Source organism: Bacillus sp. 11C, from assembly GCF_055486375.1.
On record NZ_JBUPVZ010000003.1, the window covers coordinates 54,780 to 71,658 of the forward strand.

The 16,879-nt window shown below is 43.6% G+C and carries 22 protein-coding genes and 1 riboswitch; of the genes, 6 read left to right on the plus strand and 16 right to left on the minus strand.

What is annotated here, in order from left to right; all coding sequences use genetic code 11:
- The first annotated feature begins 33 nt into the window (after positions 1 to 33).
- Positions 34 to 180, plus strand: coding sequence for a hypothetical protein (locus ACY3LV_RS05140; protein ID WP_148961533.1), 147 nt, complete (start codon positions 34 to 36; stop codon positions 178 to 180).
- Between the two features lie 15 nt (positions 181 to 195).
- Positions 196 to 396 carry a cold-shock protein CspD gene (cspD, locus tag ACY3LV_RS05145; protein ID WP_003230776.1) on the plus strand — a complete coding sequence of 67 codons (201 nt, stop codon included), beginning with the start codon at positions 196 to 198 and terminating at the stop codon, positions 394 to 396.
- A gap of 43 nt (positions 397 to 439) precedes the next feature.
- Here cspD and degR read toward each other — a convergent pair whose 3' ends face one another.
- On the minus strand, positions 440 to 622 hold the full coding sequence (gene degR / locus ACY3LV_RS05150) for a transcriptional regulator DegR (RefSeq protein ID WP_010327956.1): 183 nt from the start codon (positions 620 to 622) through the stop codon (positions 440 to 442).
- Between the two features lie 156 nt (positions 623 to 778).
- On the opposite strand from degR, the gene ACY3LV_RS05155 reads away from it, so the two are divergent.
- Entirely contained in the window at positions 779 to 1,048 is a 270-nt protein-coding gene (locus ACY3LV_RS05155) for a DUF2564 family protein (protein WP_087990477.1), read from the plus strand.
- 28 nt (positions 1,049 to 1,076) lie between these two features.
- On the opposite strand, the gene ACY3LV_RS05160 is transcribed toward ACY3LV_RS05155, so the two are convergent.
- Both ACY3LV_RS05160 and ACY3LV_RS05165 read right to left on the minus strand, forming a co-directional pair.
- Complete coding sequence (locus ACY3LV_RS05160) at positions 1,077 to 1,259, minus strand: zinc-finger domain-containing protein (protein WP_087990478.1); 183 nt, start codon at positions 1,257 to 1,259, stop codon at positions 1,077 to 1,079.
- Positions 1,252 to 1,932, minus strand: coding sequence for a ribonuclease H family protein (locus ACY3LV_RS05165; protein ID WP_333516523.1), 681 nt, complete (start codon positions 1,930 to 1,932; stop codon positions 1,252 to 1,254). The genes ACY3LV_RS05160 and ACY3LV_RS05165 overlap by 8 nt, the downstream gene beginning before the upstream one ends.
- An 82-nt stretch (positions 1,933 to 2,014) precedes the next feature.
- On the opposite strand from ACY3LV_RS05165, the gene ACY3LV_RS05170 reads away from it, so the two are divergent.
- From ACY3LV_RS05170 to sspL, 3 genes are read left to right on the plus strand one after another with little or no spacing between them, the layout of a single operon-like run.
- The gene (locus tag ACY3LV_RS05170; protein ID WP_333519528.1) at positions 2,015 to 2,704 is read left to right on the plus strand and encodes a queuosine precursor transporter; all 690 of its coding nucleotides are present in this window, start codon (positions 2,015 to 2,017) and stop codon (positions 2,702 to 2,704) included.
- Positions 2,704 to 3,102, plus strand: a complete 399-nt coding sequence (locus ACY3LV_RS05175; RefSeq protein ID WP_148961530.1) for a reverse transcriptase-like protein — start codon at positions 2,704 to 2,706, stop codon at positions 3,100 to 3,102. The genes ACY3LV_RS05170 and ACY3LV_RS05175 overlap by 1 nt, the downstream gene beginning before the upstream one ends.
- Before the next feature lie 41 nt (positions 3,103 to 3,143).
- On the plus strand, positions 3,144 to 3,272 hold the full coding sequence (sspL, locus tag ACY3LV_RS05180) for a small, acid-soluble spore protein L (protein WP_010327950.1): 129 nt from the start codon (positions 3,144 to 3,146) through the stop codon (positions 3,270 to 3,272).
- Positions 3,273 to 3,279: 7 nt separating this feature from the next.
- Here sspL and exnP read toward each other — a convergent pair whose 3' ends face one another.
- The 13 genes from exnP to kdgK all read right to left on the minus strand — a co-directional run bounded on the left by exnP (position 3,280) and on the right by kdgK (position 16,850).
- The gene (gene exnP / locus ACY3LV_RS05185; RefSeq protein WP_464863492.1) at positions 3,280 to 4,170 is read right to left on the minus strand and encodes a 5'-3' exonuclease ExnP; all 891 of its coding nucleotides are present in this window, start codon (positions 4,168 to 4,170) and stop codon (positions 3,280 to 3,282) included.
- Positions 4,171 to 4,268: 98 nt separating this feature from the next.
- Positions 4,269 to 4,415, minus strand: coding sequence for a hypothetical protein (locus tag ACY3LV_RS05190; RefSeq protein ID WP_003230761.1), 147 nt, complete (start codon positions 4,413 to 4,415; stop codon positions 4,269 to 4,271).
- 74 nt (positions 4,416 to 4,489) lie between these two features.
- Positions 4,490 to 4,747 carry a YpbS family protein gene (locus tag ACY3LV_RS05195; protein ID WP_464863493.1) on the minus strand — a complete coding sequence of 86 codons (258 nt, stop codon included), beginning with the start codon at positions 4,745 to 4,747 and terminating at the stop codon, positions 4,490 to 4,492.
- 64 nt (positions 4,748 to 4,811) lie between these two features.
- Positions 4,812 to 8,390 carry a dynamin GTPase gene (gene dynA / locus ACY3LV_RS05200; protein WP_464863494.1) on the minus strand — a complete coding sequence of 1,193 codons (3,579 nt, stop codon included), beginning with the start codon at positions 8,388 to 8,390 and terminating at the stop codon, positions 4,812 to 4,814.
- Between the two features lie 173 nt (positions 8,391 to 8,563).
- The gene (fbpC, locus tag ACY3LV_RS05205; protein WP_141113371.1) at positions 8,564 to 8,653 is read right to left on the minus strand and encodes a Fur-regulated basic protein FbpC; all 90 of its coding nucleotides are present in this window, start codon (positions 8,651 to 8,653) and stop codon (positions 8,564 to 8,566) included.
- A gap of 70 nt (positions 8,654 to 8,723) precedes the next feature.
- Positions 8,724 to 9,230 (minus strand): isoprenylcysteine carboxyl methyltransferase family protein, encoded by a 507-nt coding sequence (locus ACY3LV_RS05210; RefSeq protein WP_148961525.1) that lies wholly within the window; start codon positions 9,228 to 9,230, stop codon positions 8,724 to 8,726.
- 3 nt (positions 9,231 to 9,233) lie between these two features.
- Entirely contained in the window at positions 9,234 to 10,331 is a 1,098-nt protein-coding gene (locus tag ACY3LV_RS05215; protein WP_333560126.1) for a type III polyketide synthase, read from the minus strand.
- A 72-nt stretch (positions 10,332 to 10,403) separates the two neighbouring features.
- Positions 10,404 to 11,720, minus strand: a complete 1,317-nt coding sequence (gene pbuX, locus ACY3LV_RS05220) for a xanthine permease PbuX (protein WP_148961524.1) — start codon at positions 11,718 to 11,720, stop codon at positions 10,404 to 10,406.
- Positions 11,717 to 12,301, minus strand: a complete 585-nt coding sequence (gene xpt / locus ACY3LV_RS05225; protein ID WP_148961523.1) for a xanthine phosphoribosyltransferase — start codon at positions 12,299 to 12,301, stop codon at positions 11,717 to 11,719. The genes pbuX and xpt overlap by 4 nt, the downstream gene beginning before the upstream one ends.
- Before the next feature lie 90 nt (positions 12,302 to 12,391).
- A riboswitch (purine riboswitch) is annotated at positions 12,392 to 12,491 on the minus strand.
- Between the two features lie 140 nt (positions 12,492 to 12,631).
- The gene (gene ypwA / locus ACY3LV_RS05230; RefSeq protein WP_333560125.1) at positions 12,632 to 14,137 is read right to left on the minus strand and encodes a carboxypeptidase; all 1,506 of its coding nucleotides are present in this window, start codon (positions 14,135 to 14,137) and stop codon (positions 12,632 to 12,634) included.
- Positions 14,138 to 14,249: 112 nt separating this feature from the next.
- On the minus strand, positions 14,250 to 15,242 hold the full coding sequence (gene kdgT / locus ACY3LV_RS05235) for a 2-keto-3-deoxygluconate transporter (RefSeq protein WP_148961521.1): 993 nt from the start codon (positions 15,240 to 15,242) through the stop codon (positions 14,250 to 14,252).
- A gap of 41 nt (positions 15,243 to 15,283) precedes the next feature.
- On the minus strand, positions 15,284 to 15,874 hold the full coding sequence (gene eda / locus ACY3LV_RS05240; protein WP_333560124.1) for a bifunctional 4-hydroxy-2-oxoglutarate aldolase/2-dehydro-3-deoxy-phosphogluconate aldolase: 591 nt from the start codon (positions 15,872 to 15,874) through the stop codon (positions 15,284 to 15,286).
- Position 15,875: 1 nt separating this feature from the next.
- On the minus strand, positions 15,876 to 16,850 hold the full coding sequence (kdgK, locus tag ACY3LV_RS05245) for a 2-dehydro-3-deoxygluconokinase (RefSeq protein ID WP_333560123.1): 975 nt from the start codon (positions 16,848 to 16,850) through the stop codon (positions 15,876 to 15,878).
- Between the last annotated feature and the right edge of the window lie 29 nt (positions 16,851 to 16,879).

Consider the following 16,879-nt stretch of genomic DNA (forward strand, 5'->3'; position numbering starts at 1 on the left):
TTCACCTATTTATAAGAGCGGTTACATTTTTTTGTGAAACTTTCCCTTCTTTTTAAAAATAAGCAGTTTCGGAACTTGACGGGTGCTCCCAGATGGTGTATAGTTGAACCATCATTTAACAATGAATCAAAGTTAAATGGTGACAAAATTTTTTTTAGCACACGGGTGCTACAGTACTAGGAGGAATTAAGCAATATGCAAAACGGTAAAGTAAAATGGTTCAACAACGAAAAAGGATTCGGCTTCATTGAAGTTGAAGGCGGAGACGATGTATTTGTTCACTTCACAGCTATCGAAGGAGACGGATACAAATCATTAGAAGAAGGACAAGAAGTTTCTTTTGAAATTGTCGAAGGTAATCGTGGACCTCAAGCTTCTAATGTTGTAAAACTCTAAACTCAATACATGATGACAAATAGAGGAGAGGCAAATGCCTCTCCTATTTGATTTTCATCTGAATTTCAATGGCCAAAATATTTTGTTTGCACCTCTGTTCAATCTCTTCGACATGTTTTTCCATTGACGGCTTCCCTTTTTTCGCGATATCCGCGAGTTCTTCTAAATCACTGTATATTTCTATAAATGTTTTGTGAAGGATCGACCTCAAGTCTTTATCATCCATAGCTTCGTTCCCCTTCTCTGCCAAGATACCTCAAATAGTAAAACAGTCCTATTTATTCTGGTTCAATAGTTATATCGGCTTATTTTTCATTTTATTTTCTATTTTGGTACATAAATTTCAAAAAACCTCTGCAAAATAATTGCGGAGGTGTTTTTTATGACATCAGAATTTCATGAAGAGGAGCAAACTGGCTTTACGGATAAGCGGCAGCTGGAACTAGCGGTGGAAACTGCTCAGAAAACGACAGGAGCTGCGACGAGAGGCCAAAGTAAAACATTAGTCGATTCCGCATACCAAGCCATTGAGGATGCAAGAGAACTATCACAATCTGAAGAACTGGCAGCTCTCGATGATCCTGAATTTGTAGAGCAGCAACAGCAGCTGCTGGATGATAGCCAGCATCAGCTGGATGAATTCAAAGAATAAAAACCGCAGCTTCTGCGGTTTTTATTCTTTAGTGATTGGTTAAGACATCGCCGTATGCTTTCAGCTTTTCACCTACTGTACATTTATTAATACAAAATGAATGTGCATAAGTTTTGCCAAAATCTTTACGAAACTGTTTCTTAATAAAACAGTCCTTGCAATATTCATCTTGCAGTTCTGTCAGTTCTTTAAAGATCATTTTCTTATCCAATATCGTCATCTCCGTTACGGTCTAATTTCGTATGGCTTTCTACGAATTGATGGGATAGAATTTTTTTAGCGAGGCCGTCAGCTTCCTGGTTGTCTTTCCGCTGTATGGTTTCGTAAGTTGGAGTGAGCTTCAGCGATTCAAGGAGTGCTTCTATTTTGTCCAGCCATTCATTATGAGACGGATCATAGCAAGGCCAGCTGCCGTCAAGCTGATTCAGCACAACAAGCGAGTCCCCTTTGATTGTAATTGAATTTCTGCTAGCCCCAATCTCTCTTACTTCTCTTATTGCTTCATAAAGCGCCGCGTACTCAGCTTCATTATTGGTTTTCAGCCGGAAGCTTTTATTTTTTCTCAAGCGATGCCGGCTTCCTCCCAATGAATAATAAATGACAATTCCGAGTCCGGCCAGTTCGCTTTCCTTATCGAAACTGCCGTCAAAATAAACAGTAATGTCATCAGGCTCTTGAGCAAGCTCCTCTGTCAGCTTTTCCAATTCCTTCAGCGTCCAGCTGCCGCCTTTCTCGTCTTCGAACTCGAGCTCTTTCATATATGGAAAACGGCCTAGTTCTCTGGCGAGCATACGTGCCTGCTGAGCAGTCAGCCAGTCTTCGCCTAAAAATGAGACGGATCCCGTCCCTTTCGCTTCTATCTTCATATGCGGTCTGAGCTTCATTATGATCACCTTACCATTCATTAGTTGCCGGGCATGTGCTATAATCAAACCAATCTTATCCCGGAAAGGAAGCTTTTTCATTTTGTTTAACAATTCATTTTGGATCATTTTTGCGATCATTCATTTTATCATTGTTCTTTTATTTTATAAAGGATTTGGCAAAATGGGACTGTTTGTTTGGATTGGTTTTGCGACAGTTTGTGCCAACCTTCAAGTCGTCAAAACAGTCGAACTGTTTGGCTTAACAGCAACGCTCGGGAATGTGATGTACGGCACAATCTTTTTTGCGACAGATGTGCTGAATGAGAAATACGGTCCGGCGGAAGCCAGAAAAGCGGTATGGCTCGGGTTCTCAACGCTCCTGACGCTGACATTTGTCATGCAGGGCGTGCTGCTTTTCGAACCGGCTTCCAGCGACATATCGCAAACAGCGCTGGAAACGATTTTCGGATTCCTTCCGCGAGTCGCGTTAGGAAGTCTGCTTGCCTTTATCTTCAGCCAAACGCTGGATGTTTATGTATATTCGTCAATTAGAAGGATATTTCCTTCTGATCGGCTTTTATGGCTCAGAAATGGCGGCAGTACAGCAGTCAGCCAGCTGTTTGATACATTGATATTTACTGGTGTCGCTTTTTTCGGCATTTATCCGGCAGGAATTTGGCTTCATATTTTTATTTCCACATATTTAATTAAGTTTGCGGTATCTTTGATTTCACTGCCTTATGCTTATGCAGCAAAAAGAATGGTACCGAATGATGAGAGGAGTTCGTAATGCCTACCGAAATATATGTAGACGGTGCAAGCGCCGGTAATCCCGGGCCATCCGGCATCGGCATTTTTATCAAACATGAAGGACAAGCAGAGTTTTTCTCTATTCCAATCGGAATGCATACAAATCAGGAAGCGGAATTTCTTGCTTTAATTGAAGGGATGAAGCTTTGTGCAAAGCGCGGGTATCAATCTGTTTCCTTTCGCACCGATTCAGATATTGTGGAACGAGCCGCTGAGCTTGAAATGGTTAAAAATAAAACGTTTCACCCGTATGTGGAAGAAATCATCCGATTAAAAGCGGCCTTCTCTCTTTTTTTCATCAAATGGATACCGGGAAAGCAAAACCAAAAAGCCGATCAGCTGGCAAAAGAAGCGATTCGGCTGAATGATAAGAATTAAAACTCGATCATTTGTTCATCCTAATGTCGAGGTGAACAAACATGAAAAAGAAAGATAAAGGCCGGCTGACCGGCGGTGTAACTCCTCAAGGCGACCTGGAAGGCAATACACATACTGACCCTAAAACAGAGCTTGAGGAAAGAGCCAAAAAAAGCAATACAAAACGCTAGAGAAGATCTACACGATCTCTCTAGCGTTCAGCTTTTCAAGCATACGTTCAATTCCTTTGATTTGGTGGCGGCGAAGCATGTCAGCCGCCTGCTCCATTTGCAGTGTAAATAGAGCGTCTTTCAGCGTGCAGGCCAGCGGCACCGAGCAATGAATTTCAGCAAGCTTCCTCGACATCTCCAAATCGCTCAAACCTTGCTGAATTTTCCCCTGCTGCCCCTTGGGAAGAAGAGAAAGATTTTCTAATAAACGGTCAATCGTTTCGTATTCACGAATCAGTTTATAAGCTGTTTTTTCTCCAATCCCTTTAACGCCGGGATAGTTATCACTCGAATCACCCATAAGCGCTTTAATATCAATCAAAGCTTTCGGAAGAACGCCTGTTTCTTCATAAAAAGTCTCTTTTGTATAAACTTTATAATTTCCGATTCCTTTTTGGAGCAGGGCCACACTCACTTCATCCGTTAACAGCTGAAGTAAATCTCTGTCTCCTGTTACGATCGTAATGTCAGCTTCATTCGAATACAAAGCGGCAAGTGTTCCGATACAATCATCCGCTTCATACCCGGCAAAGCCAATATTCATGATACCAAGCTCAGCGGCCGCTTCCTTTGCCAAATCAAACTGCGGGATCAGCTCCACAGGCGGTGCGCTGCGGTTCGCCTTATAATCTTGGAACAAGTCATTTCGGTACGTTTTGCTTCCCATGTCCCAACAGCAGACGACGTGTGTCGGCTGGAATGTTTCCACCGCTGTAATCAAGTGCTTTAAAAATCCGTTGACACCGTTCGTCGGCACCCCGCTGTCATTTATCATAAAGTTGCGGTGCACGGCCGTGGCAAAAAACGCCCGAAATAACAGAGCCATGCCGTCAACAAGCAATAGTTTATTATGATTCATAAGATAACTCCCTTTTCTTTCATTCCTTCTATTTTACCATAAAGCAGTGTAAATAAAAAACAGCATCTCTTTTATTAGAGATACTGTTTTGTGTATCATCAGTCGTTGTGTCTTTTGTTGCTGGCGATCAGCTTTTCAGCTTCGCGTCCTGCGTAAGAGTCAAAATGGGTTTGAAATCCATTTTTCTTTTTGGCATTGTTATTCGCCTGTGCGTTTCTGTTTCCCAGCTTTGTTCTGCCCAACATGAATCCCCCCCTTACGTCGGATACATATAGTATATGCTTTTACATGGGATACACTCGCGACAGGATCATCCAGCTTACATACGGCTTACGTATTCTCTGACCATTTCTTTTGATACAAGGCGTCTTGTCGGCACGATGCCCTGTTTGGCAAGCTGATTCATTTGCTCGGTAACTTCATTAATCGCGTCTGTAGTAAAAGGCTCATCGTTTTTGCATTTTGAAACCGCTTCTTCAATGGCCATTTCACGCATGTTTTCAAGACGCATAAATGTTTTGATATGCTCGTGCTGTTTTGATGAATGTTTTGAAATTGCTTTATGTACCTCTGACATGAATCCTTCATCTCGCTTTTTTCTATTTAGTCTATCATGACTTGAAATACAATCCAACTGAATTTTACATTTTTATTGTATGGTCTGATCTTTGCCAAGAGATGCACGCTTGGTATGCCTTTTCAATCTCTTTCGCATGTTCCCCTTCCGCATATCCTTCTACATACGTATCTTTTTGATCCTTTATTTGTTCCATTGCTTTTACAGCCATCTCTTCCTGTAAGCGACTGAGATGATCTGTGTAATGAGTGATAAGGCTTTCTTCTTCATTTCTCACCCAAGCCTCTGTGATTTTCGTGAGTTTCATCCGTACAGCTTCGATGAAGGCCGCTTTTCCTTTCTGTTCAAAAAACTGCTTCGGTGATTTGACTTCTTTTTGTTCCTGCTCGAAGGCGCGTTCATCTAAATCCGGTTCAACCTCCTTCAGCTGTATACCGTTGAAATGCTGATCACCCGCATACATGGAAAAATAACCGTCTTCATTTAATGTTTTTTGAAAGCTTTCCAGCCATTCTTCGGCAATATGCCGCTCGATGAAACCGCTCATGCGAACATCAAGCGTTTTAATTTCCTGAACATATTCAAACTGATATTCATGTAAGGCGGTTTTCATCGCCTTAGCGACGTTCTTTTTCCAATCTCCATTCTGAAGCCCGGGATGAAATGCCGATTTTAATAGATCATTGGCAAAAAAGGATAATCGCTGTGTAATGTGATAAAGCTGCTCTTTGGTGTCTTTTTTTACTTTCTCAATGATGGTTTCCGAGTTCCTCCGTTTCTCGATCTCAGCTGCAGTCCGCTCAAATGACAGCATAAGGCGCTGTTTCTGCGCTTCCTTTTCTTCCTTGGATTGATGCTGGGACTGGTGAAGCTGGAAAACAGTTTCGCATAATTTCTCTGCTTCCGAACTGAGCTGTGCAGCTGACGTTTTTTTCACATCCACTTCGATAAACCAGTCTAAATGTTTTCTGACGTTCGGGAACTGGTTATAAAATGATTCCGGCTTTCCGAGCAGTTCCTCCTTGCTTGATACGGTAAAGAGCTGAGAATCATGAATTCCTTCTTTTACAAGCTCTGCGCTGACATAATCGGTCACTGTTTCGAGCTCTGTTTTATCTTTCGCAAGGTCTGCTGCATTAATAATGAAAAACATTTTATCCATACTGAGCGATTCTTTTACCAGACCAAGCTTTCGCAAAAATGAACGGTCCCCTTTCGAGAAGGAGTGCTGATAATAGGTCATATAAAAAAATGCATCGGCATCTTTAATATATTGGAACGCCAGCTCTGTATGCCGTTTATTCATGCTGCTTGCGCCGGGCGTATCAACGATTGTAATCCCTTTTTCAGTGAGCGGGCACGTATAATAAACCGTTACCTCTTTCACAGCGCAGGCCGTTGTCTCCTCTGCCACATACGGCTTTAATTCAGACAGCGGAATCGTTAACTTCTTTTGTTCCTGTATATAAGGCTGATGCTTTTCGTATGCAAGCAAGAAGTTATTGATCAATTTGATGTGTTCTTCCTGCAGCCGGCTTTTTTTGGCTGCCTTTTCCCACTTCTCTGTAAAAGAACTGCCTGTTGGCTCTTTTTGTATTCCGGTAAGCTGCAAAATGTCTGACGTTATGTCAGCCTCCGTCTTAAAGACCACATCCGCTGTTTTATTGATGTTGCCATTGGTTGGTTTTGTGATTTTGTTAATTGTGGCTGTGGTTGGCGTTGGTGAGGACGGAAGCACCCTTTCGCCGACAAGCGCATTTGCAAATGATGATTTCCCAGAGCTGAATCCTCCAAAAAGCGCAAGTGTAAATTTCTGTTCCTCAAGCCTTTTAATCCTTTCCCGAAAGGCTGAGATTTGCTTTGACAGCATGCTAATTTCGCCTAAAAGGTCAGACAATATGTGAAAGCGTTTGATCTGATCATGAAGCGGCAGTTCTTGCTCCATTATTTCTGGTTTTACATTTCGCTGCCGTGTCTGTTGACTTTGGTTTCGTTTCTGTTCCGGAGCCGCCACTGTTTTTTTCTTCGTTTTAAACCAGTCGGTGTTTATGTGCATTGGACATGCGGATTCCTCTTCCCAAATGGCCCGCATGCGATTGGCTTTCTCGCGGGCATTATTCTCTAAACGGTCCTGTTCTTGAAGAATGGCAAGTTTTTCTGATTCATGAATGAGCCGGTCATTGATCGTTTCCAAGTCTTTGGAAACACTCTCTTTCACCATCGCAGTAAGCGCCTTTATGATGTCTGCCGCTTCTCTTTTCGCCTCTTTGCGGATGAGCTCTGCCAAATCTTTTGTATATTGCAATACATATTCAGAAGAAAAAGCTGCGCCATGCTTAACCGCGCGTTCTATGATGTCAACTTTAAGCGGAGTACGATAAGCTTGTATCAGCTTTTCACTTTCAGCTGTATGAACATGAAATGCCTTGGCGAGTTGATGGAACGTGTCTATTATGTGCCAATCCGCTTCGGCCTCTGTTCGTTTTGACACATCAGAGAAAAAAGCATTTCTTCTTCTATCTCTTTCCTGTGCAGTTTTTGCTTTCGAAAAGAAAAAACCGGTTTTAAAGGAAGGCTCTCGCGATTCTAAAAATGCAGCTGCCAGTTCACGCATTTCAAAAGGCGTCAGGTTGGCGTTCTTTAAAATGCGATTGACTTCTTCCAGCATCCTGTTTTCTGCCTCGGTCGCTTGCTTTGCCGTCTCATCCAATTGATCACGCAGCGATTGGACCAGTTCAGCTTGTGTGTTAAGCTGTTCAGTAAAGCTGGGACCATCTGTTTCGTCTTTTAAAAGCATCTCCATATGTTCGTTAAGCAGATTGCGGACTTTTTGTTCTGTTAAAGGCTGGAGGTTGCTTTTTGATTGCTGTTCTATTCTTTTTAATTCTTCTCTCAGAGCCCCAATCTGATTGAACGGATGGTTTGGTTCTGTCACTGACGTAAAATAGAGCGCGTCCTTTGAAATGCCTTCATTGCAAAGCATCTCCTCTACCTGCGCTTTATAATCTTCAAAACGCGTTTCCGCCTCATCATGGCGGTCAATTTGATTAACGATAAAATACACATCGGGAATGCTTTCTCTTATCGACCTGAGAAACTTTACATTTTCCTCAGCGTGCACGTGATTATAGTGAACGACGTAAAACAGCGCATCCGCCTGATGGAGAATAGACGCCGCCGACAGAAAATGCGCATCATCTGTTGAGTCAATCCCAGGGGTATCAATGTACGCAACCCCGGCATCGATGTCAGTATATCGATCAAAAATTTCAACGCTTTCAATCTGCTCCCCATCTTTGCAATATTGCTGCACCTTGTCTTTCCGATAAGCCCCCTCCAGCTCAGCACATGCTCCATCTGTTGTATGAAGCCGAACACGCTTTTCCCCGTTTCTGATCACAACAAGGTTAGCGCTTGTCGGAATCGGGCTTGTGGGCAATATATTCTCCATTAACAAGCAGTTCAGCAGTGAGGATTTACCTGCCGAATAGTGCCCGGTAAACGCGATATAAACCTCTTCATCAGCCGCTTTGTTCATGACCGCAGCCAGTTTAGCAGCTCTTTGTTCATCTTGATTCTCGATAAATTGCTTATAAAGTTCCCCAGTTTTGTGCAAAAGCTCTTTTCTGTTATATTCTGTCATAATCCTGAACCCCTTTGTGCCGTTTCACTTGTGAATCTTTCGAAAGATCTGAATACATTCCCTTTCATTTTACACAAAAATGAGCCAAATTTCTTTAAGAGAATAGAAAAAAAGCCGCCATTACGGCAGCTTCTATAAAAGAAAATCTGCAACTTTGACAAGTTCCAGATTCATTAAACAGATCTATTAGAGATTCCTTTTAATACAAAACCAATTAATACACTATATGTACAAACCGCCCCAAGCAAAAACAGCATTGTCATTTGCTTCACCATCCTGATTGAGAATCTTTTTCAAATTCATTTTAACACGGGTGAGAATGATTTTCAATCTCTATTTTATACTGAATTCCTCTAATGCTTTGTCTTCTGCACGAATTCTGACGGTTAACAACACGGCATTGACAATGGAAAACAGACACATGGTGACGTACGCTTGATACAGCAGCGGAATCAATAAAATTTCTAGTATAACAACGGTATAGTTTGGATGCTTCATCCATTTGTAAGGGCCTTTTTTTACAAGCTCAGCACCTGGAACGACAAGGATTTTCGTATTCCAATATGCTCCTAAGGAACAAAGTGCCCAATACCGTACTGCCTGCACGCTTAAAATAGCCACAGCGATACCGATCCACCAGCTTGACGGCTGTTTGTTCATCAGCAGCACTTCTGCAGTTAAAGACAGGAAAAAGAGGATATGCATGATGATGATATACGGATAGTGGCTCTCACCGAATTCGATCGCCCCTTGTTTCTTTACCTTTTGTTCATTTTGTCTGGCTACTGCCATTTCAGCTGCTCTTTGAGCAATGAGAATAGCGATCAACAACCAAAACATGAGTCAAGCCCCCTTTTCCCAGCTGAATAACAGCAGCTCTGACGAAAATCCCGGCCCTAATGCGCCAATCAATCCCCGTTCTGCTTCGTTTTTATGCCCGTTCAGCAGATGCTCTTTGATCACATACAATATTGTGGCTGAAGACATATTTCCGTGCTTTTGCAATACGCTTTGTGCAGATAAAAGCTTTTCTGCTGACAGTTCAAGACTTTCGATGTATGCATCAATCACCTTTTTTCCGCCAGGATGTGCTAAAAAAACACTGATATCACTGAATAACAGCTGATGTTTGTCCAAAAAAATCTGTACATTTGTTTTGAGCCATTTTTCCACCAAAGTCGGAATATCTCTTGAGAAAATGACTTTGAAACCTTGATCAGTAAAGTCCCAGCCCATGACATCTTCTGATTGTTTCATTAAAACGGATTGGGAATCCGTTATCCTCGGCACAAGTTTTAGTTTCGACATCGTGCGGTCCGCATTCTCTCCGCATAATAATGCTGCCGCAATGCCGTCCCCAAAAAGTGAGGTGCCGATCAGATTGCTTTTCGTTTTATCTTCTGGCTGGAATGTCAGGCTGCACAGCTCAGCAGCAATGACAAGCACAAAAGCCTCAGGGTATGCTTTGCAGTATTCGGCTGCGCGCGCTAGTCCGCTGGCTCCTCCTGCACAGCCGAGACCCCAGAGCGGAATTCGCTTCGTATATGGAGAAAACGGAAGTTCATTCATGAGCCGCGCCTCGATGCTCGGTGTGGAAAGACCCGTGCTGGAGACGAAAAAAACAGCATCCACCTTCTCATAAGGAATGGCGCCTTGAAAAAACGCAGGATGAGAGAGGCACTCTCTCACCGCTTCTCTGCTGTGTTTAAGTGTTTCTTCTATGTATATTTGATTTTTTTCTTCGAAGCTGTGGCCTTCTTTATACCATTCAATCGTCTTGACAAATTGTCTCGATTGAATTTGCCCGTTTTTAAAGGAGGTTAACAGCCGGTCAATATCTTTAAAGGAATGCTGAAACATGTAGCGGGCGAACTCAGCCGCTTTCTCTTGGTTTACATCGTACGCAGGAAGACTTGTTCCGACGGATAAAATAAACGCCATGTGATCACCTCTTTGCATACATTGTGCCGCAACCATCTTTTTTATATGCAAAAAACTCCGCCGCGGCGGAGTTTAGACTGCTGTTTTTTGCTCAGTGATATCAGCTTTTTGTTCTGTTTTTTTGGCTTTAGAAAATACGTTATATATAATATTCAAGACTACTGCAGTAAAGCTGCCGGCGACAATGCCGTTTGTTGTAAGAAGCGTTAAGGCACTCGGAAGCTGCTTAAAAATATCCGGCACAACTGTCACACCAAGACCCAGACCCACTGAGCAGGCAACAATCAGCAGATTTTCTTGTTTTGCAAAATCAATGCGGCTGAGCATTTTGATTCCGTAAGCGATCACCATTCCAAACATCGCCACCATTGCCCCGCCCAGAACAGCAGATGGAATGATGGTCGTGAAAGCAGCGATCTTCGGAAACAGCCCAAATGCCATTAAGATCACACCCGTGACAACAATTACGGCATTTTTCTTGATTCCTGTAAGCTGCACAAGTCCGACATTTTGAGAGAATGCCGTGTAAGGAAAAGCGTTAAAAATACCGCCCAGCAGCACAGCCAGTCCTTCAGCGCGATAGCCTTTAGACAAATCTTTCTCTGTCAGACTGCGGTTCGTTAAATCACCTAAAGCAAAGTAAACACCAGTTGATTCTACAAGACTGACAATCGCCACGATGGTCATCGTAATGATAGGCGCTGTGTGAAAAGACGGCGCTCCGAAGTAAAACGGCTGAATCATTTGAACAACTGCCGCGTCCGATACGTTATCAAATTGAACTTTCCCCATAAAATAAGCGATGAAAGTCCCGATCAAAATACCGATCAAAATCGAGATGGATTTGATAAAGCCTTTCGTAAAACGGTATAAAAGCACAATGACACCCAAAACGATAAAGGCGAGTGCAAGATTGGAAAGATCTCCGAAATCTGCACTTCCTTCTCCCCCGGCCATGTTATTCATGGCTACCGGCATAAGGGTAATACCGATAATCGTAACAACTGAGCCTGTCACGACCGGCGGAAAAAACGATACCAGCTTTCCAAAGAAAAATGAAATCAGAATGACAAGAATACCTGAAGCGATAATACTTCCGTAAACCGCGGAAACCCCGTATTCAGATCCAATCGCAATCATCGGCGATACAGCCGTAAATGTACAGCCAAGCACAACCGGAAGCCCGATTCCGAAAAATCGGTTGCTCCACACTTGCAAAAGTGTAGCCACACCGCACATAAAAATATCAATCGATACTAAGTAGGTCAACTGTTCGACAGTCAGCCCCATTGCTTTTCCGACAATCAGCGGAACAACAATGGCACCGGCATACATGGCGAGCACATGCTGTATTCCTAAAGACAGCGTTTTGCCGAATCCGTTTTTCATGAATGAACCTCCTGTACGAAGCACACTTTTCCTTCTTCTAAAGATTGAATTCTTGCCAAAGATTCCACTCTGTAGCCAAGGTTCACTAGTTCTACTCTCCCTTGTTGAAATGACTTTTCAATGACAATGCCAAGCCCCCCAATAGAAGCTCCCGCCTGCTTCACAATCGACACGAGCCCGTGCGCCGCTTGTCCATTTGCCAGAAAATCATCGATAATCAGCACATGATCCTGATCCGACAGGTGGGTTCCTGACACTGCGATTTGGCTTTCTGTTTGCTTCGTAAAGGAATAAACAGACGCTGTCAGCAAGTTATCAGTGAGTGTTAAAGATTGATGCTTTCTGGCGAAGACAACCGGCACACCCAGCTGCAAGCCCGTCATCACAGCGGGAGCGATTCCGGATGATTCGATTGTCACAATTTTAGTAATACCGTCTTTTGCAAATCTCGCTGCAAATTCGTCACCGATTTTCTGCATAAGCAGCGGGTCGATTTGGTGATTCAAAAAAGAATCCACTTTCAATACCTGATCAGATAATACAACGCCTTCTTCCTCTATTTTCCGTTTCAGTGCTTCCATTCTGTCTTACCTCCGTTATGAGAATAAAAAAAGCATTGCCCGCTCAAAAAAAGAGCAAGCAATGCTGATATAACAAAAAACCGTACACATGCGGTCTCATTGCTCACTCATAGTCGGACATTTATGGTGCCCGGTAGAAACTTGCGTGCCATATCCACGCGATTATATGAGTGTTCCTATGATATTATAATAAATTATACCAAGATTCTAATCTCTTGCATAGACAAAAAAGCGAAATTCCCGAACTTTATTTTTATTTTCTATTTAATCATTCGTCTTTTAAGTTTTTTGATCGTAAAAAGCCTGACGGCCGCGCCGCCAGGCTTTTGATTACGACAGATAGAGATTTGAATATTTGTTTGACAAATATTCAATCAAATAGCGTACATTCAATTCTTCCCCAGTTGCATCTTTAATAATCTCTAACGGCTTTTTCCGTTTTCCGTGAATGTGCACCTTTTCCGTCAGCCATTGTTTAATCGGATGGAATTCCCCTCTTTCCAAGAGGGTGTCAAATTCAGGAAGATCCTCAAGCATTTTTTGTTTCAGCTGGGCCGCATACATGTAGCCGAGCGCATAGGATGGGAAGTAGCCAAAATCTCCTCCTGCCCAATGGACATCCTGTAAAATCCCCTTTGCGTCCGTCTGCGGTGTAATCCCTAAATAATCTTGGTATTTTTGATTCCAAAGCGATGGCAGTTCTTCCACAGACACTTCATTGCTGAAAATCGCTTTTTCAATTTCATAACGGATGATAATATGAAGAGGATACGTCAATTCATCCGCTTCAACCCTGATGAATGAAGGCTTTGATTCGTTGATTGCCCGGACAAAATCATCCAGAGAAATGTCCTTGAACTGTTCAGGTGATGCTTCTTGAATCTTCTTATAGTACGGTGTCCAAAAATGCTTGTTACGGCCGATAAAATTCTCGTAAAATAATGATTGTGATTCATGGATTCCCATTGATGCGCCATCTGACAAGTTCGTGCCGCTCAGTGCTTCGTCAATATTTTGCTCGTATATGGCGTGACCGCACTCATGAATGGTGCCAAAAATCGCCGTACGGAAATCTTTTTCATCATATCTCGTCGTAACCCGGACGTCTCCGCGATTCATCGTGGTCGCAAACGGATGAACCGTTTCATCAAGCCGTCCCCCATCAAAATCGTAGCCAAGCTCCTGCAAAAAATACAAGCTGAGTTCTTTTTGTTTTTCTTTAGGGAACGCTTTTGAAATAAAGCTTGTATCCGGTTTATTTCCGGAAGCTGTCACTTGTTTAACAAGTGGAATAATCGCTTCTTTGAGCTCAGCAAACAGCTGATCAAGCACCTTTACCGTGACACCCGGTTCAAACAAATCAAGCAGTGCATCATAAGGATGCTCTTGATAACCCCAATATGTAATAAAACGTTTATTGAATTCAATCAGCTGCCCTAAATAAGGAGAAAACAAGCTAAAATCAGATTTTCCTTTCGCTTCTTCCCACGCGGTTTCTGCCTTTGAACATAGAATCACGTATTCCTTGTATTCAGCCTCAGGGATTTTTTTATTTTCTTCATACTCTTTTTTCGCCAGCTCCACTGCCTTTTTCGTATCTACAGCTAAGTCATCAAATCGTTCATACAGGGCATCGATAAGCTCCTTCATCCGATCTGATGTTTGGATATTAAATATATCTGTTGAAAGCTGGCCGATACTTTCGGCACGATCCTCTGAGCCGTTTTTTGGCGCACCTGTTCTGGAGTCCCAGTGCATTAACGCAACTGCTTCGCTATACTGGGCGATCCTTTTTAAAAGATCAAAAAATTCCTTTTCATATGTATGTATCTCCATAACCATTCCCTCCCTATTCTAGCCGTTCCATTACAGGCTAATGGAAGGGTGTATGAAAGTCAAATTGTTTATATAAGAGGCTGCCGGTATTTATGGCGGCAGCCTTCTATGTTTAGTTGATCGTTATTTGATTTTTTGGCGGGGGTGTTTTCCGCTTTTTTTTATTAATTTTTTTATCCACCCACACTGTTGCCAGCGGGGTTAGCAACGAGGTGACAATCACGCTTGTCGCTATGATAGCAGTTGCTGATTCGGCAACTGGCGCAAACGAAGCATTCGCTTCCGCTAATGCGTACGGCACGGCTACAGCCGCACCCGCCGTAGAAGAAGCAGCCACGCCGGCGACACCGTCTCCCCGCGCGACAAAACGATCAAGCAAAAACAAGGAGCTGCCCGATAAAATGACGACAGAAACACCAATAAAAATCCCAAGCAGCCCTGATTGGATCAGCATTCCAAAATTCAAAGTATTGCCGAGCGAAAAGGCAAAAAACGGGATGATCGCCGGCACAACCTTGCTGAATAAATCTCTGAGCTCATGATCAAGATTTCCAAGTATACAGCCGAGCAAAAACGGGATGACCGTCGCTGCCAGCGTTTCCCACGGGAATGCCGCAAGCCCCGTTACACCAAACGTCACCATGGTCATAAAAGGCCCTGATTCTGTACTGATAAACGCGAAAGCCCCCGCATCCTCTTTTCTTCCCAAATGGTTCATGAGCGCCAAATACAGGCCGCCGTTCGTTTCATTCATCACCGCAACAATTGCTAAAACAGAAAGCCCTGCAAAAAAACCGGATTGTATGCCATTATCAGGAATAAATTGTGCTGCGATCACGCCGAGAAGCGCCGCAAATCCGATCTTCCCCAATAATAATGTGATTCCTTTCCTTGCAATATAGCCTGAAGAACGAAAATCAATCGTCGCCCCTACACAAAAGATAAAAACACCCAGTATCGGCAGCGTTCCGGTAATCAAAGCACCCGTAAACCCTCCAAAGAACTCCGCTGTTCCAGGCGCAAACGTATTGAGCGCCGCTCCCAGAAACAGCGGAATAATCATCATTCCTCCAGGTACCCGTTCAATTGTCGCTTTGATTTTCATATGTGGATTCTCCCATCTCCGGTTATGAAAAAACAATACCCTTACACTTGGAAAACAGCCTGCAAATCCTCTTTTGAACAGCTGTCCAGCTGGCTGCCGACACCAACGGCGCCTGCTCCGGCCTTGAGCCAATCCGGCACTTCAGACGGATGTATCCCGCCTGTTGGAATAAAGGTCACCTGCGGGAAAGGGCCTGCTAAATTTTTCATAAACGGGATGCCAAACACACCGCTTGGGAACAGCTTTAATGTAGTATAACCGGATGTCAGCGCTTCCATAATTTCGCTTGGTGTCAATACACCGGGGATATAATGTGTCTTCCAAAACGAAAGATGTTCAGCGAGGTCGGGTGAAAAACCCGGACTGACAATAAATTGCGCACCAGCCTCGGCAGCTTCTCCCGCTTGCTGCGCAGTGATGACTGTGCCCGCGCCGATTAAGATATCTTCTCTGTCACGGAATGATTTGATAATACTCGATGCCCCGGGCGTCGTATAAGTCACTTCAACTGCACGAACCCCTTTATCTAGTAAGCTCTCAATCTGCTGACAGGCCTCCTGTTTATCCTTGGATCGAATGACTGCAATCAGCCTTGCTTCATTCAGACGGTTTTCAACGTTTTTGGACTCCATATTAATAATCCCCTTTCTTTTGGTAAACCGTTCTTTGAGCAGATAAAAACGCAGCTAATTTCTCCCTGGTCGGCAGGCCGTCCATATCCCCCGGTGCCTGCACTTGCAAAGCGCCAATCGCATTTCCTCTTTGAACCGCATCCTTGTACGACAAACCGTCAAGGATGCCGCTGATCACACCGACTGCAAATCCGTCTCCGGCACCGACCGTATCAACCACCTGTTCAACCCGGAAGCCTTCTGCAAATCCTTCACTTTCCCATGTTTTAAAGTAAGCGCCTTCTTTTCCGAGTTTAATAGCAACAAAGCTGACACCTTTTTTCAGATAATAATCAGCAATACCTTCAGGTGTTTTTTCTCCGGTCAACAGCTCCCCCTCTGCGATTCCCGGGAAAAACCAATCTGCAAGCCCCGCCAGATCATTGATCGTTTGGGCCATCGTTGCTTGATCAGACCAAAGCGAAGGCCTTAAATTAGGATCTAAGGATACCGTTTTCCCAGCATGTTTCAAATCCTTCATCACGTGGTAGGAAAAGTCTTTCATTTCAGCGGATAAGGCTGGGGGAATACCTGTCACATGCAAATGGCCCGCGCATTGAAAATAATCTCTCGGATATTCAGCAGACGTTAGTGTGCTTGCAGCTGAGTGTTTCCTGTAATAGGAAACTTGCGGATCGCCTTCTTTCACTTTTGACTTCAGCAGCAGGCCGGTGGGATTTCCGTCCTGCGAGCGGATTACGCGGGACACATCCACTCCCTCTTTTTTAAGCTCCTGTAAAATAAATGTTCCGAGCTGATCATTGCCGACCTTGCTCATCCATCCCACCTGAAATCCAAGTCTGGCCAGGCCGCAAGCGACATTGCTTTCTGCTCCGGCCAGCCCTTTAGAAAAAGTGGATACTTCATGAAGGCCTCCGTACTCATTTGCATAAAACATGGCCATCGATTCCCCAAATGTCACCGCATCAAGCTTCATCTCTTCCCAACCTCCTCTTCAGTTGAGGG

Excerpts from the sequence above, each read along its gene's own strand:
- cspD (WP_003230776.1), top strand. The coding sequence starts at position 196 with ATGCAAAACGGTAAAGTAAAATGGTTCAACAACGAAAAAGGATTCGGC.
- degR (WP_010327956.1), bottom strand. The coding sequence starts at position 622 with ATGGATGATAAAGACTTGAGGTCGATCCTTCACAAAACATTTATAGAA.
- ACY3LV_RS05155 (WP_087990477.1), top strand. The coding sequence starts at position 779 with ATGACATCAGAATTTCATGAAGAGGAGCAAACTGGCTTTACGGATAAG.
- ACY3LV_RS05165 (WP_333516523.1), bottom strand. The coding sequence starts at position 1,932 with ATGAAGCTCAGACCGCATATGAAGATAGAAGCGAAAGGGACGGGATCC.
- ACY3LV_RS05175 (WP_148961530.1), top strand. The coding sequence starts at position 2,704 with ATGCCTACCGAAATATATGTAGACGGTGCAAGCGCCGGTAATCCCGGG.
- sspL (WP_010327950.1), top strand. The coding sequence starts at position 3,144 with ATGAAAAAGAAAGATAAAGGCCGGCTGACCGGCGGTGTAACTCCTCAA.
- exnP (WP_464863492.1), bottom strand. The coding sequence starts at position 4,170 with ATGAATCATAATAAACTATTGCTTGTTGACGGCATGGCTCTGTTATTT.
- ACY3LV_RS05190 (WP_003230761.1), bottom strand. The coding sequence starts at position 4,415 with ATGTTGGGCAGAACAAAGCTGGGAAACAGAAACGCACAGGCGAATAAC.
- ACY3LV_RS05195 (WP_464863493.1), bottom strand. The coding sequence starts at position 4,747 with ATGTCAGAGGTACATAAAGCAATTTCAAAACATTCATCAAAACAGCAC.
- dynA (WP_464863494.1), bottom strand. The coding sequence starts at position 8,390 with ATGACAGAATATAACAGAAAAGAGCTTTTGCACAAAACTGGGGAACTT.
- fbpC (WP_141113371.1), bottom strand. The coding sequence starts at position 8,653 with ATGACAATGCTGTTTTTGCTTGGGGCGGTTTGTACATATAGTGTATTA.
- ACY3LV_RS05210 (WP_148961525.1), bottom strand. The coding sequence starts at position 9,230 with ATGTTTTGGTTGTTGATCGCTATTCTCATTGCTCAAAGAGCAGCTGAA.
- ACY3LV_RS05215 (WP_333560126.1), bottom strand. The coding sequence starts at position 10,331 with ATGGCGTTTATTTTATCCGTCGGAACAAGTCTTCCTGCGTACGATGTA.
- pbuX (WP_148961524.1), bottom strand. The coding sequence starts at position 11,720 with ATGAAAAACGGATTCGGCAAAACGCTGTCTTTAGGAATACAGCATGTG.
- xpt (WP_148961523.1), bottom strand. The coding sequence starts at position 12,301 with ATGGAAGCACTGAAACGGAAAATAGAGGAAGAAGGCGTTGTATTATCT.
- ypwA (WP_333560125.1), bottom strand. The coding sequence starts at position 14,137 with ATGGAGATACATACATATGAAAAGGAATTTTTTGATCTTTTAAAAAGG.
- kdgT (WP_148961521.1), bottom strand. The coding sequence starts at position 15,242 with ATGAAAATCAAAGCGACAATTGAACGGGTACCTGGAGGAATGATGATT.
- eda (WP_333560124.1), bottom strand. The coding sequence starts at position 15,874 with ATGGAGTCCAAAAACGTTGAAAACCGTCTGAATGAAGCAAGGCTGATT.
- kdgK (WP_333560123.1), bottom strand. The coding sequence starts at position 16,850 with ATGAAGCTTGATGCGGTGACATTTGGGGAATCGATGGCCATGTTTTAT.